We start from the raw sequence: 14468 nt of genomic DNA, 5'->3' as shown, positions 1-14468 counted from the left end.
TCGAATTCAGTGTGCGGGAATCGGTTCTTGAGCGTTCTCGAAGCGGCGTGCGGAGAAGGTCGGCAATTCCTCGGGCACGGGTGCACCGGTGATCCACGGCGCCACGCGCATGGCATGTGCGGCGGCGAGCGTCACGCCGCTATGGCAAGTGACGACGAACGCGCCGGGATGCGCTTCCGACCGGTCGTAGATCGGAAAGCCGTCCGCGCTGTAGACGCGCAGCGCGGCCCACATCCGCACAAGCCGCACGTGCTGCAACATCGGGAACGCGCGCACGCCGCGCCGCGCGATATCGGCGAGCACATGCGTGGTCGTGAAATCGTTGAAGCCGACTTCTTCCATCGAATCGCCGAATTGCACGCTGCCTTCGTCGGTCTGGCGCACGTTGAGCGTCGGATAGTCGAGAAACGGCGCGACGCGTTCGCTCACCAGCACCTGCCCGCGATTCGGCGCGACCGGCGCGTTCAATCCGACGAACGGCGCGAGCATGCGGTTTCCGAGGCCAGCCGCAAGCACGACACGCCCCGCGCGATACGTTCCGCGCTTGCCATGCACGACGAAGCCTTGGCCGTTCGCGTCCGGTTCGATGCGTTCCGCGCGTTCGCCCGAGACGAGCTTCACGCCGCGCGCCTGCATCGCCGAATGAAGCGCGCGCAAGAGCTTGAGCGGGTTCACATGGCCGTCCATCGGCGTGTAGCTCGCGCCGATCACTTGCGGGCCGATCTGCGGAATGCGCTCGCGAATCTCGGCGGCATCGAGCATCTGATACGGGTAGTCGCCGATCTCGGCCTTGAGCGTCGAGAGACGCTTCTCGCGGTCGGCGAGTTCGTCGTCGTTGAAGCAAAAGTGGAAGCCGCCCGGCTGGCGCAAGGCCACGTCGATGCCCGTTTCGTTCAAGAGGCTCTCGGCGAGTCCGGGCCAGCGCGTGGCCGAACTGCGCGACCAGCGTGCGTAAGGCGAGAGGCCATAGCCCTTGCCTTGAATCCATACGAGGCCGAAGTTGCCGCGCGAGGCGCGAAAGCCGCCGTCGTCTTCGTCGAGCACGGTCACGCGCGCGCCTTCGCGGGCAAGACCGTAAGCCACGGCGGAACCGACCAGGCCGCCGCCGAGCACGAGCACGTCGGGGCTGGCGGAGGTTGAAAGTGTCATCGCGCTTCTCCGATCAGAATGCGGTCCAGTCCGACCATGCGGTCGAGCAGGATCATCAGCAACACCGTGCCGACGATCAGCACCGCCGAGACCGAGGCGACCAGCGGATCGATCGTCTGCGCGATCTGGTTGTACATGGCGACGGGCAGCGTGGTCGTGCCGGGCGTCGCGACGAAAATGGTCATCGTGAGTTCGTCGAAACTCTGGATGAACGAGAGCACCCAGCCGCCTGCCACGCCGGTGCGGATCATCGGCAGGACCACGCGGCGAAATGCGGTGAAGCGGCTCGCGCCACATGAAAGCGCGGCGCGTTCGGCATCGCGATCCAGGCCGACGGCGGACGAAAGCGCAAGCCGCAATGCATACGGCAAGACGATGATGACGTGCGCGCATACCAGCGACCAGAACGATCCCGACAGATGCAGCAGCGACAGAAAGCGCAGGAACGCGATGCCGAGCACGACGGCGGGGATCATCATCGGCGAGAGGAAAAAGCTCGTGAGCGCGGCGCGGCCGGGAAAGCGATAACGCGCGATGGCCAGCGCCGCGGGCACCGCGAGCAGCACGCCGATGGTCGCCGCCGCGAACGCGAGGCGGATCGACAGCCAGAACGCCGAAACGATGTCGCCGTTCTCGACGATCGCGCGGAACCAGCGCAGCGACGCGCCATCGAAAGGCATCGAGATGAAGCCTTTGTCGGTGAAGGCGACGAGCATCACGACCACGAGCGGCGCCATGATGAAGGTCAGGAAGAACGCGTTGTAGACGAGCCCGAGAATGCCGTTCTGTTTCATGATCGTCGTCCGCGTTAGTCGAAGATATGCCGGAACCGGCGTTCGGCGAGGCGGCTGCAACCCATGACGATTGCCACGTTCGCGATCAGCAACAACACGGCGATACTCGCGCCGAGCGGCCAGTTGAGCGTGCCGAGAAACTCGTCGTAGGCAGCGGTGGCGACGACCTTCAGGCGCCGTCCGCCGATCAGCGCGGGCGTGGCGAACGCGGATGCCGACAGCGCGAACACGATGATCGATCCCGACAGCACGCCCGGCATGATCTGCGGCAGCACCACGCGGCGGAACACCGCGAACGACGAGCCGCCGAGCGAGCGTCCGGCCCATTCCACTTGCGGGTCGAGCTTTTGCATGGTGGCCCACACGGACATCACCATGAAGGGCACCAGAACGTGCGTGAGCGCGATGATCATGCCGGTCATCGTGAAGACGAGGCGGATGGGTTCATCGGTGATTTTCAGCGCTTGCGGCACGTTGTTGAGCACGCCGTTGTTGCCGAGCAGAATCTGCCAGCCAAGCGTGCGCACCACGACCGAGATCAGGAGCGGGCCGAGCACGACGAGAAGACACAGCGACTGCCACGGCTTCTTCATGCGCGCGAGCACGATAGTTTCCGGCACGCCAAGCACGATGGAGAGCAGCGTGACCGCGAAGGCGAGGCCGGCAGTGCGCAGAAAGATGGTGTGGTAGTACGGGTCGCTCACTACTTCCCAATAGTTCGTGAGCGTGTAGGCGGCGGTGACGCCGGCCGTGTCGCTGAAAACGCGAAACGACAGCACGAGCGTGAGCGCGAGCGGCGCCAGCAGCAATCCGACAAAAAGCAGCAGCGCGGGGCCGGACAGGAGCCACGGCGCGGCGCCGGGACGGTCGTCGTCAAGCGTGGCCATGAGCACCCTCCGGAGCATCTTGCGTGAGCACGCGCAGATCGTCGTCGGTCCAGGCGAGGCCGACTTCGTGACCTTCCTCGGGCGGCGGCGCACCGTGATTCGGCTGCGCGACACGCAGCTTGCCGAGTTCCGTTTCCACTTCGAGCAGCCACTGATTGCCGACGAACACGCGCGTTGCAATACGTCCGCGCACGCGCGCTGCGCCATTGGCGATATGCACCTTCTCCGGGCGGATATAAACGTTGACCGCGCCGTTCACATGACGGCCTTCGTGCGGCACGTGCAGCGTGGTGCCGAGTACATCGACTTCGGCGCAACGCGGATTGCGCCGCAGGACTTCGCCGGAAAACGTATTGGTGCGCCCGAGAAAGGTCGATGCGAACGGCGTGGCGGGACGCTCGTAAGCGTCGTATGGCGTGCTCAATTGAGCGATGGTTCCGCGATGCATCACCGCAATGCGATCGCTCATGGTCATGGCTTCGACCTGATCGTGCGTGACGAGGATCGTCGTTATGCCGAGGCGCTTTTGAATCGCCCGCAATTCGATATGCATTTCCTCGCGCAACTTGGCGTCGAGATTGGACATCGGTTCGTCGAGCAAGAGCAGTTCGGGCTGCATGGCGATGGCGCGTGCAATGGCCACGCGCTGCCGCTGGCCGCCCGACAATTCCTTCGGATAGCGATGCCCGAGTCCCTTTAGACGCACGAGCACGAGTGCTTCTTCCACGCGCTCTTCGCGTTCGCGGCGCTTGACCTTGCGCATTTCCAGACCGAAGCCGACGTTGCCCGCCACCGTCATGTGCGGAAAGAGCGCATAGCTTTGAAACACCACGCCGATGCCGCGTTTCTCCGGACGTTCGTGCGTGATGTCGCGGCCATCGAGCAGAATGCGGCCCGTGGTCGGCGTGACGAACCCCGCCACCATTTGCAGCGTGGTCGTCTTGCCGCAACCCGAAGGTCCGAGCAGCGCGAGAAGTTCGCCGCGTTCGACATCGAGATCGAGTTGTTCGATCGCCGTGAAATCGCCGTAGCGTTTCGAGATACCTTGCAGAGTCAGGAAGGCCATGCGCCTCGCTCCTTCATGCCGGTGTGGGGTTCAACGCTCGACCGAACGGTTCCAGCGCTCCGTCCACTCGGTGCGATGCTGGTTGATCGTGGTCCAGTCCATCGCGGTCAGTTTCGCGATCTGGTCGGGACCGTAAGGCACGCGCGCGGCGATTTCCGGCGTCAGCTTGACCGTCTTGTTGACCGGACCGAGACCGATGCCTTGCGCCTGCAACGCCTGCACTTCCGGGCTCAGCAGATACTGGACGAACTGCTGCGACAACTGCGGCTGCGCGTTCTCGGCGATGGCACATGCCGCCACCTGCAACGCGACCGCGCCTTCCTTCGGGTAGACGAACTTGAGCGGAAAGCCCGTGTTCTGCAGCGCAACCGCGCGACCGCTGCCGTAGGGCGCAAGCACCACGTCGCCGGATTGCATCTGACCGTCCATTTCGCCGGGCGTGGGCGCCCAGGACAGCACGTTCGGCGCGACATCCTTGGTCATCGCCGCGAAGCCCGGCTCGATATTCTTCTCGCCGCCGCCGTTCAGACGCGCGAGCATGACGAGCGTATGCAGACCATACGTGTTGGTGATCGGCGGCACGCCGAGCTTGCCCTTGATGCGTTTGTCGGTGAGCACCTTCCACGAATCGGGCGGCGGCAGACCGGCCTTCTTGAACGCTTCCTCGTTGTAGCCGATGCCTGTCGCCACCATGCCGACGCCGATCGACGTCGCGCCGAGACGCGCAAGCGGATAGACGTCCTTCATCACGGGCGCTTCGTCGAGCTTGGCGCAGAGATTGAGCTGCATCGCCTGATACATGGGCCCGTCGTCCATCACGGCGACGTTGATCTGCTGATGGCCTTTTTGCGCTTGCAACTTGGCGAGGGTATCGCTGGAATTGCCCGCAACGTAGACGATCTTGACGTCATGCGCTTTTTCGAACGGCGGGATGATTTTCTGGCGATACAACTGCTCGTTCGAGCCGCCCACATTGGCGACATAGAGCGTGGTTTCGGCGTGAGCGAGAAGCGGAGCGGCGAAAGAAAGAGCCGCGAAGGCGGTACAAGCGGGGACGGACAGACGGCGATGCAACGCTCTTTTCATGACGACGATCTCCAGATCCGGGGTGTGGGGGCGGGCTTCATGACCCGTCGTTGAAATGCAGTTTCGCGCCGCCGGACCATATCGTCCAATACGAATAAAATACCTACCTATGCATGGATGATATGGATCGGGGTTCACCCGGAGAGGGAGATCACGCATGAATCTGAAGCACATCGAGGCGTTTCGGGCGGTCATGGTCTCGGGGTCGATGACCGCGGCGGCCAAGGCGCTCTTTACCTCGCAGCCGAACGTGAGCCGGCTGATTTCGCAGCTCGAACGCGAAACCGGCTTGCAGCTTTTTCAGCGCAGCGGCGTGCGGTTGATACCCACGAGCGAGGGCACCGCGTTCTTCCGCGAGGTCGAACGTGCGTTCGTCGGCTTGCAGGGACTGGCGAACGCGGCGGCGCAGATACGCAATCTCGGCAGCGGACGTTTGCGCATAGCGGCGATGCCATCGGCGGGCATGACTCTCGTGCCGCATGCGATCAAGCGCTTCGTCGAGTTATATCCGACGGTGACCGTGTCGTTGCACGTGAACACATCGGGTACGGTCAATCACTGGACGGCGTCGCAGTTCTGCGATCTCGGCGTGGCCGTGTATGTGAGCGAGGCGTCGGATTGCGAGGTCGAGCAGTTGTCGAACGTGGCGGCGGTGTGTGTTATGCCGGAGGGGCATCGGCTGGCGTCGAAACGCAGCATCAAGCCGCAGGATCTCGAAGGCGAGTCGTTCATCTCGCTGTGTCACGGCGACGGCACGCGCACGCTGATGGACGAGGTGTTTCAGCGTGCGGGCGTGGAGCGCGTGCTTGCCATCGAGGCGCAGTACACGGCAATGTGCTGCGAGATGGTGCGTCAGGGGATGGGCGTGACGCTCGCGCATCCGATCGTCGCGCGGGATTTCGCGGGTCCTGGAATTGTCATCAAGCCATTTTTGCCGGCTACGTTGTTTCCGACTTATTTGCTGTTTCCGCCGCATCGGCCGAGGGAGAGATTGGCATCGGAGTTCGTGAAGGTGCTGAAGGGGCTGCATGCGGAGTTGCTGGGGGAGGTGGTGAAGGGGGCGAAGGTGGCTTGAGTCTTTCAAGCAACAATCAACCGATTCACTCATGCCGCCGTGCCGTGCTCGTGACCGCTCGAACCGGCTGCGTCGTTCAAGACGCATCGACGAATGCGCGCGCTCATCGGCTCATGACGAATTGCCAGAGCGCGGCGCACTGTGCGTCAGCAATCTTGTAACGCGGCATCGCCCGACGAAGCACGATGTCCGCTGGATCGACGCCATCCTTGATCGCGCGGCAAAAAGCGATGGGATCGTAATGGCTCATCGGCCCTCCGCGACGACGCGTTTCGCCAAGCAAGGACTCGCGAGTCAGCGGCGGCGCAAAGGCCGCCGCTTTCGATGTGCCCACATGGCAATTGACGCAACGAGTCGTCCACGCAGGCAACGTGCGATCGTCATCACGCAAATGCGCGGACAGCGGATGCTCTCCGTCGAAAATCGCGCAGCCCAGGTCGCGCGGTTCACATGCGGCATGGGCAACCGTTACCATCGCAACGAGCGCGAGGCCGACCAAGCGCTGCGCCATCAATGCACGCGCATGGTACGCGAGAGGCTCGGCACGCCCTTCGCGTTCAGCGCAAAAAGCATGTAATAGCCGGGCACGACGATGCCCGGATCGGACGGAATCTTCAACTTGTACTCGCCAGCGGTGCCCACCGTAAACGTCAGCGGCACGCGTCGCTGTTCGTTGTTCACCGAATGCGTGGCCGACGATGAGCGCATCAGCGCAAATGCTGTCATGCCCTTGGTCGCCGATACGACGATGGTCGTGCCGAGCAACGCATCGGTCGGCGCGGAACTCATGGTCGGTCTGGTTGCGGCGGACCCGTCCGCGTTGAGAAGATAAGGCGGCGTCAATATTTCGACATTCGTGTGATTCGTGGCGCACGAGCCGCACAATCCGCCGCCGCCGCTGAGCACGCGTCCATCGTTCAGCAGCAGCGCCATGCTGTGATAAGTGCGCGGTACGGCTTGTGGCGCGAGCCGCGAAAACGCATTCGTGGTCGGGTCCCACAACTCGGGCGTGAGGATCGCGTTGTCGTCCGAAAACGGCACGGCGAAGGTCTGACCGCCGATCACGACGACCTGCCCATTCGGCAACACGACGCTGTTGTTGAACGCGCGCTGATAGCTCATCGGTGCGATGGTGCGCGTGATCGCCGTTCCGCTGCTGATGTCGATCAGCGTCGCATTGGAGGTGGCCGTCGATTGGTCGTAGCTCGGCGCGCCACCCACGGCAAGTATCTTGCCGACGTCGTACATGACCGCGTTGCCGTTCATCGCGTCATTGTCGCTGCCCCGGTTGCCGGCTGCGGTGACGCTGCCGTTGCCTGCCGTGTCGAACCAGTGCATGGCGCGGCTCGGGCCCGCATGAAACACGCGTCCGTTGGCGACCGCGAAGAGCCAGGCGTGGTTGTCAGCGCGGAACACGCCCGCAGCGTCGTTCGTCAGGATGTAGTCGTCGAGAATGGCGCCGTTGACTTGCCAGCCCGAGCCCGAGGTCCACGTTTCGCCCGTCTTTCCACCGAGCCCGCCATTCCACGAGCCGCCCACTAGAAACACGTTACCGTTGCTCAAGGTCACGCTGCCCTGATAGCCGCGCGAAATGTTCATCTGATTGCTCGACGTCCATGTGCCGGTCGTAGGCGAATAGATGCTGGTCTTTTTCGTGCTCGATCCGCCCGTCACGAAGATGCGGCCATCGGGAAGATTGGCGATACCCGGACAGAACATGTCGTGCCCGGTGTTGGTCACGATCATTTGTTTGCTCGTGCCGGTCGATGGATTGAAGATCGCCGTGTACGTCTTGCCCGGCGTGACTTCGCCAGAGGTGAAGTTGAGGGCGCTGTCGGCCGACCAGACCAGCACGGTTCCATCGGGAAGATTCGCGGCTTGGAGCGGCACGAGCGGCAACGTGATGGGCGCCGTCCATTTCGAAGGCAATGCAGCTTGCGGCGCGGGCAAGCCGCTGACTTTCCATGTCTGCGTGGCGCTTGCGTTACACACCTGCTGCGTCAGTTGCACGCCTTGTGAGGTCGTACTCGACGCGGTCACGCACAAGCCGCTGTGTCCCGCGACGATCGCGTAACCTCCGCCTTGCGGGATCAACGAAAACGCCTGATTCGTGCCGCCACTACAGGTCCATTGAATGATAGGACCGCCGGGATCGGGACTTTGACCCGACACGTCCATGCATAGACCGCTATTGAGATTGATGAGGTTGTAGCGCGTGCCTGTAGCAACCGGCTTCCATTGCTGATTCGCGCCGCCGGTGCAGGGCCATGTAATGACTGGCGCGTTCGGTGTTTTGGATTCGCCGCTCACGTCGGCGCACATGCTGGTGCCGCTTAGCGTGATGGGCGCCGATGTCTGCGCGCGGACTTGGTGCGACACACTCGCTAACGTTAGCGCCAACGCCAGCAGCAAGACGACGCGCGCATGGCGGGCAACGTCAAGCAACACGCTCCCGGCCGAAAGGATTCGTGGCATGGTCCTGCTCCCCGTGGATAAGTCGAATAGCTATGTCAGTGCAAGCGCGCCGAGCACATCGCAGACATCGTTCACGCGTGGAAGATCGGCGCTTCTCCAGCGCAACATCGCATTGGCATCGAAGCAATAGACCTGCGTCGAATGGTCTGCGATGTCACTTGCCGATGCCTTGCTGCCCGACAGCGCCACGCGCATCTTGTCGACATCCGCAAGCGTCGGAGTCGCTGCGATCCACGAAGGACCCGCCTCGAACTGGGCGAGCCATGCGTGCAATGCCTGAGGTGAATCGGAAAGCGGATTGATTCCAATCGATAGCAACTGCACCGCATGACGAGTACGGATGCCCGTTATGCGTTTCTGTACCGCGCTGAATAGCGCGCCCTGCAAAGGACATACCGTGCCGCAACCGGTGTAGACCGTCTGCAACGCAGTCACGCCGTGACGCAACACTTCGTTCAAGCGACGCGTCTTGCCGGTCTGATCGACAAGCACGATATCGTCGAGGCGAAGCGGCGGCGTGACGAGTCCCACCGCATCATGTTGAGCGAAGGCGAAGGGGGACGCTGCACCGAGAGCGAGCGCCGCGATGTCACCGAGCAGGGCGCGACGAGTCAACGACGGGGTGCATGCACGAATGCCGGAACGCACACGATCGGGCATCGTTTTGTGACCTGCCGAACTTGACCTTGTCCACACTTTGATGATCCCCGTATCGAGCTCTATGGCTCTGACCCGCCGTTCGAATGGCCAATGACGTACGTGCCGGGAAGCGTGATCGAGCCGCTTCGCGTTCGCGTATTGGTCATGCCATTGAAACAAAGCTTAGCAGGTCAAATCAGCGTCGAACGTTCATCGCACGAATGGAAATACTCGCGTATGTGTACTCGGACACATTGCGTTTGAGCGCTTAAACAAAGGGTCGAAATTGCGGGAAGTTCTACTCGGTCGGAATTGCTGATGTTGCGATGTGGGGCATTTAGCAGAGGCGATTCAGGGGCCTTTTTAGTGCACGCTAGGTACGCGCTTGGGAGATTTATCGAAAGCCCGAAATGAGAGGACGGCCAACTTGTCGTGTCGGCCGGAAAGAAGCGCAAGCTTTCAACGCGTCATTCCCTTGACGCCATCGAACACCAACCCAAAAAACTCCCCGGCAAACGCCGAATCCAGCCACCTCACGATAACCGCCAGCCGCGTGGAAGGTTCGATCCACATGAACGAACTTCCCGCGCCCACGCCAAAATAGCTCGACTCCGGCACCGAGGGAAACATCTTCCGCCCCGTATTGAGCCAGACAAGAAACCCATAAAACGGCGCGATATCACAAGGCGTGCGCATTTTCTCGATCCACTCGCGGGACAGCACCCGCCGCCCGGAAACCAGACCTTCGTCCAGCAACATCCGCGCGATCTTCAACTGGTCGTTCGCACTGACCGACATGCCGCCGCCCCAATGCGTCCCACCGGGAACGGACTGCATGCGCCGTCCATCGATCTCGGTCCACGCATGGTCGTAACCCACCCATTGCCAACCATCGCTCATGCCGCAGGGCTCGGCAATCGCTTCACGAAACACTTCGGGGAGTGGCCGACGAAACAGATGCATCAACGCAAGCGATAACTGGTTGATCCGCACGTCGTTGTATTCCCAAAAGGTGCCAGGCATCTGCAACGGCCGCAAGTCGCCTTTCTTGCCCGCAGGCGGCTCGCCAAATGTCACCGCGCGATAATGATCCGCCTGATCCGAAAGCCCGAAGCACTCGCCTTGCCATTCGCTCGTCTGCAGCAGCAGTTGCGCCCACGTAACCGGGGCGTTATGCGCGTCGTCGAAGCCGATACCGGGCACGCGCTCGCGCACGGGTTCATCGACATCGGGCAGCAAGCCGCGGTCGTGCGCCACGCCCGCAAGCAAGGCGAGGTACGTCTTCGCAATGCTGAAGGTAAGGTCCGCGCGATCCGGCTCGCCCCACGTGGTGATCACGTGGCCATCGAGCGCAATCGCGCCCGACACCGGACCACGATCATGTACCGGTCCAAGCAGCTTGTTCCACGGCGCGGGATCGTTGATATGCACGCCCCAGTTGCCATCGACGTTCCGGTCCCACTTCGATTCATGATCGATGGAAAACTGAATCGCACGCTTCAATGTCTCGTTCATTTTCAAAGTTCCTGGCAAAGGCTTTAGCGCAACTTGATCCGCATGCGCGCCCACACGAGCGTAAAGAGGCTCACGACCGCAGCGATCATCAGATACAGTCCCGGCGCAAGGTTGTTTCCCGTGACCGCGATCAACGAAGCCACCGCGAGCGGCGTGAAGCCGCCGAAAATGGTCGTGCCGATGTTGTAGCCGAAGGCCATGCCCGTGGTGCGCGTGGCGGTCGGAAAGAGTTCGGCCATCAATGCCGGAATCGGCGCGAAGTAGGTGGCCTTGAGTAACGCGACCCAGATCACCGCGGCGAGCAAGGTCGGCAGCGAAGGATGGGCATTCATGAGCATGAACGCCGGATAAACGGTCAGAAAGAACACGACGCCCGTCACCTGCATGATGCGAATGCGCCCGAATTTGTCCGACAGGTGTCCCACCACCGGCACGAGCACCATCATGATGAAGCCCGCCGTCAACGTGGCGATGAAGCCCGACGACGGCGACAAGCCCAACTGCCGCGTCGCGTACGTCGGCATATAAAGCAGCATGTAGTTGGCCGTGGTCGTGAGCACGAGCGAGCCGATGGAGATGAGCAAGCGTTCCTTCTGCGTCTTGAGCAACTCGCGCACGGGCGACGCCAGTTTCTCGGCCTGCTCGAACTCCGGCGTTTCGTCCATGCGTCGGCGAATATACAGCCCGATCGGTCCGATCAACACGCCGAAGAGAAACGGAATGCGCCATCCCCAGCCTTCGAGCTGCGCAGGCGTGAGCGTGCTCGTCAGCACGGCACCAAAGAGCGACGCGAGCAGCGTGCTCGCGCCTTGACTCGAAAACTGCCAGCTCGACATGAAGCCACTGCGCTCGGGCGCATGTTCGACGAGAAATGCCGTCGAACTGCCGAACTCGCCGCCCGCCGAAAAGCCCTGCAACAAACGCGACAAGAAGATCAGAATGGGCGCCGCAATGCCGATGCTTGCATACGAAGGCATGAGCGCGACCATGGCCGTGCCGACGGTCATCATCGCGATGGACAGCGTAAGCGATGCCTTGCGGCCATGCCGGTCGCTATACGAGCCGAGCACGAGCGCACCGACGGGCCGCGCGAGATACGACAGCGCGAAGGTGCCGAGGGTGAGCAGCAGCGAGACGGTGTGATCCTGCGTGGGAAAAAACAGCTTCGACAATACGCCTGCGAAGTAGCCATAGACGACGAGATCGTAAAACTCGAGCGCATTGCCTATAGACGTGGCGACGATCAGACGCGCCACGTTGCGATGCTTCGCCGGCTCATCGCGCGCGGGGGATATCGTGACGGAATCAGTGCTCATGGCGTGCTTCTCCGTTCGATCGAGGCGCTACGTTGCCATCGCGCGCGCCGAGGTCCCAGTAAAGACCCGCCATGATGCGCAAGCCTTCGCGCACCACCGGCGCGAGCATGTGTTCGTCCGGCGCATGCTGCGAGCATCCGGGATACGAATGCGGCACCCATATGGTCGGCATGCCGAGCACATCGGCGAATACATCGTTGGGGAGCGTGCCGCCGAGGTTCGGCAAGAGCACGGGCGCGCTGCCAGTCGTCTGCGTCAGCGAACGGATCGACCACTGCACCCACGCGTTGTCAGGATCGACGCGCGTGGCGGGCATGCCGCGTTCCACTTCGATATCGACCATGGTGAAACCGTGCGCATCGAGATGGTCACGCACGATCCTGGCAAGCTCGCGCCAGTTCGTGCCGACGACGAAGCGAATCTGCATGTGCGCGAACGCATGCGGCGGAATGGCGTTGACGGGCTTCTCGGGATTGCCCGCGCGAAACGCCAGCACTTCGATATTGTTCCAGCCGAACACGCGCTCGGCGGGCGTGAGACCCGGCTCGCCATAGTCGGCATCGACTTCCGGTTCGCCGGGATTGCCGCCCACGACGATCCCCTCGAGCGCGCGCCGCACCGATTCCGGCACCGGCGGCGGCCGCAATCCTTCGATGACGATCTTGCCGTTCTCATCGACCATGGATGCAATGGCGTTTGCCAGCACCACGGCCGGATTGCGCAAGAGGCCGCCCCAGTTGCCCGAGTGATGCGCGCCATCGCGCAGCTTCACATCGAGACGGAAATTGATGACGCCGCGCGATCCGAGAAAGAGCGTCGGGCGGTTGGCGGCGAGGCGCGGTCCGTCGGATGCAATCAACACGTCCGCCGCGAGTTCATCGCGCAACTTGAGACACACCGCATGCAGGCCGGGTGAACCGACTTCCTCGCCGGTCTCGAACAGCAGCTTCAGATTGAAGCCGAGCTTGCCCTCGCGCGCGACGAGCACGGCCTTCAGCGCCGCGAGATTGATGCTGTGCTGGCCCTTGTTGTCGGCGGTGCCGCGGCCGTACCAGCGTTCGCCTTCCACCGTCACGCGCCACGGCGACCGGCCTTCGGACCATTGCGCGTCGTAGCCGCGTACGACATCGCCGTGACCGTAGCCAAGCACCGTCGGCAAGTCCGCGGCTTCATGGCGATGCGCGATGAGGAATGGCCCCGCGCCCGCCACCGGATTCTCGACGATGCGGCACGCGAAGCCCCATTCCTCGAGCGTGGGCGTGAGTTCTTCTTCGAGGTAAGCGAAGAGGCGCGCGCCGCTGTCGGCTTCCTGACTATCGGTGCGCCGACCGACGCGTCGCTGCAGGTCTTCGAGGAACGCGCCGGACTCATAACGCTGAGTGGCAAGCTGGATGGCGGTATCGCGGGTCACGTCGTTCTCCCTTTAATCGTGACTCATGCTGCCGCCGCCGATATTTCTGGACAATTACAATATTTCTCAAGAACCCTTGCCTAAAAGGCAAATCGAGGGTTATCCCGGAGCGAAACGAGAAGGCAAAAATGGACGAGACGGCGTTGCGTTACTTCCTCGAAATCGCGCGAAGCGGCTCGCTTAGCAAGGCATCGGAGCGGCTGTTCGTGGCGGTGTCGGCATTGAGCAGGCAGATGGCGAAGCTCGAAGAGCAGATGGGCACACCGCTATTCGAACGGCGTCCGCGCGGCATGGTCTTGACCGATGCCGGGCGCTTGCTCGCCAATCATGCGCGCCGCAGTCATCTGGAAAACGAGCGCGTGATCGATGAAATACGCGATTTGAGCGCGGGCGGCCGCGTGACGATACGCGTCGCCGCGTCCGAAGGCGTGGCGCCGGATTTCTTGCCGCAAGCCTTTGCGCGGTTTCTGGAGACGCATCCGCGTGCGCAGTTTCAACTCGATGTCTCGCCGCCATCGGTCGCCACACAGCGCGTGCGAGAAGGCACGCACGATGTCGCGGTGTGCTTCAGCGTCGCGCCCGAGAAGGACGTGCACGTGCATTATGCGCAGCGCGCGCCGGTGTTCGCATTGATGCGCGGTGGTCATCCGCTGGCGAAACGCGAGTCGGTTTCGCTCGCCGATCTCCACGAATGGCCGATGGCCATGCACAATCAGGGCGTGACGCTGCGTCAGTTATTCGATATCTCGTGCAGTCTCGAAGGGCTCGTCTTCGAGCCGGTGTTCATCGCGAACTATCACATGGCCTTGCAGAGTTTCGTGCAACGCACCGACGCCATCACGCTGACCGGCTACCTCACCGTGCGCAGCCGTTTGCAGCGTGACGATATGGCGGCCGTGCCCATCAGCAATCCCGAACTGCATCAGCGCACCTTGCAGATTCAGACGATGGCGGGACGCACCTTGCCGCAAGCGGTGGTGGCGTTCGTCGAATTGTTGACGCGGGCGATCGAGGAGCCCGAGGCGGTTCAGTAACGATGGCGCTCCATATATAAG

The 14468-nt window shown here is 62.4% G+C and carries 13 protein-coding genes; 2 read left to right on the top strand and 11 right to left on the bottom strand.

Translation table 11 applies throughout. The features are described 5' to 3' along the window. Positions 1–6: 6 nt before the first annotated feature. The 5 genes from QCE79_RS17320 to QCE79_RS17300 are packed head-to-tail and all read right to left on the bottom strand — an operon-like array spanning position 7 to position 4982. On the bottom strand, positions 7–1149 hold the full coding sequence (locus QCE79_RS17320) for an FAD-binding oxidoreductase (protein WP_244831845.1): 1143 nt from the start codon (positions 1147–1149) through the stop codon (positions 7–9). Continuing rightward, positions 1146–1943 carry an ABC transporter permease gene (locus QCE79_RS17315; protein WP_250468062.1) on the bottom strand — a complete coding sequence of 266 codons (798 nt, stop codon included), beginning with the start codon at positions 1941–1943 and terminating at the stop codon, positions 1146–1148. Before QCE79_RS17315 ends, QCE79_RS17320 begins: the two co-directional genes overlap by 4 nt. 14 nt (positions 1944–1957) lie before the next feature. Then, on the bottom strand, positions 1958–2830 hold the full coding sequence (locus QCE79_RS17310; protein ID WP_309846318.1) for an ABC transporter permease: 873 nt from the start codon (positions 2828–2830) through the stop codon (positions 1958–1960). After that, positions 2817–3896, bottom strand: coding sequence for an ABC transporter ATP-binding protein (locus QCE79_RS17305; RefSeq protein ID WP_309846316.1), 1080 nt, complete (start codon positions 3894–3896; stop codon positions 2817–2819). The genes QCE79_RS17310 and QCE79_RS17305 overlap by 14 nt, the downstream gene beginning before the upstream one ends. Before the next feature lie 30 nt (positions 3897–3926). Continuing rightward, positions 3927–4982, bottom strand: a complete 1056-nt coding sequence (locus QCE79_RS17300) for an ABC transporter substrate-binding protein (protein WP_244831842.1) — start codon at positions 4980–4982, stop codon at positions 3927–3929. 157 nt (positions 4983–5139) lie between these two features. Between QCE79_RS17300 and QCE79_RS17295 the strand changes: the two genes are divergently transcribed. After that, entirely contained in the window at positions 5140–6057 is a 918-nt protein-coding gene (locus QCE79_RS17295; RefSeq protein WP_309846313.1) for a LysR substrate-binding domain-containing protein, read from the top strand. Between the two features lie 103 nt (positions 6058–6160). Here QCE79_RS17295 and QCE79_RS17290 read toward each other — a convergent pair whose 3' ends face one another. From QCE79_RS17290 to QCE79_RS17265, 6 genes are all read right to left on the bottom strand, one after another. Continuing rightward, complete coding sequence (locus QCE79_RS17290) at positions 6161–6568, bottom strand: hypothetical protein (RefSeq protein WP_244831840.1); 408 nt, start codon at positions 6566–6568, stop codon at positions 6161–6163. Further along, complete coding sequence (locus QCE79_RS17285; protein ID WP_250468059.1) at positions 6568–8532, bottom strand: RICIN domain-containing protein; 1965 nt, start codon at positions 8530–8532, stop codon at positions 6568–6570. Before QCE79_RS17285 ends, QCE79_RS17290 begins: the two co-directional genes overlap by 1 nt. A 30-nt stretch (positions 8533–8562) precedes the next feature. Next, positions 8563–9192, bottom strand: coding sequence for an SCO family protein (locus QCE79_RS17280; protein WP_244831838.1), 630 nt, complete (start codon positions 9190–9192; stop codon positions 8563–8565). A gap of 438 nt (positions 9193–9630) precedes the next feature. Then, positions 9631–10686: a serine hydrolase gene (locus tag QCE79_RS17275; protein ID WP_309846307.1), complete on the bottom strand. Its 1056-nt coding sequence runs from the start codon at positions 10684–10686 to the stop codon at positions 9631–9633. A gap of 23 nt (positions 10687–10709) precedes the next feature. Next, a complete protein-coding gene (locus QCE79_RS17270) occupies positions 10710–12002 on the bottom strand; it encodes an MFS transporter (protein ID WP_309846305.1) in 1293 nt (430 codons plus the stop codon). Further along, positions 11992–13413: a M20 family metallopeptidase gene (locus QCE79_RS17265; protein WP_309846304.1), complete on the bottom strand. Its 1422-nt coding sequence runs from the start codon at positions 13411–13413 to the stop codon at positions 11992–11994. The genes QCE79_RS17270 and QCE79_RS17265 overlap by 11 nt, the downstream gene beginning before the upstream one ends. Positions 13414–13541: 128 nt before the next feature. Between QCE79_RS17265 and QCE79_RS17260 the strand changes: the two genes are divergently transcribed. Then, positions 13542–14447, top strand: coding sequence for a LysR family transcriptional regulator (locus tag QCE79_RS17260; RefSeq protein WP_244831834.1), 906 nt, complete (start codon positions 13542–13544; stop codon positions 14445–14447). Positions 14448–14468 lie beyond the last annotated feature (21 nt).

Source organism: Caballeronia sp. LZ003 (genome assembly GCF_031451465.1).
GTDB lineage: Bacteria > Pseudomonadota > Gammaproteobacteria > Burkholderiales > Burkholderiaceae > Caballeronia.
This window is presented reverse-complemented; position numbering and strand designations above follow the sequence as displayed.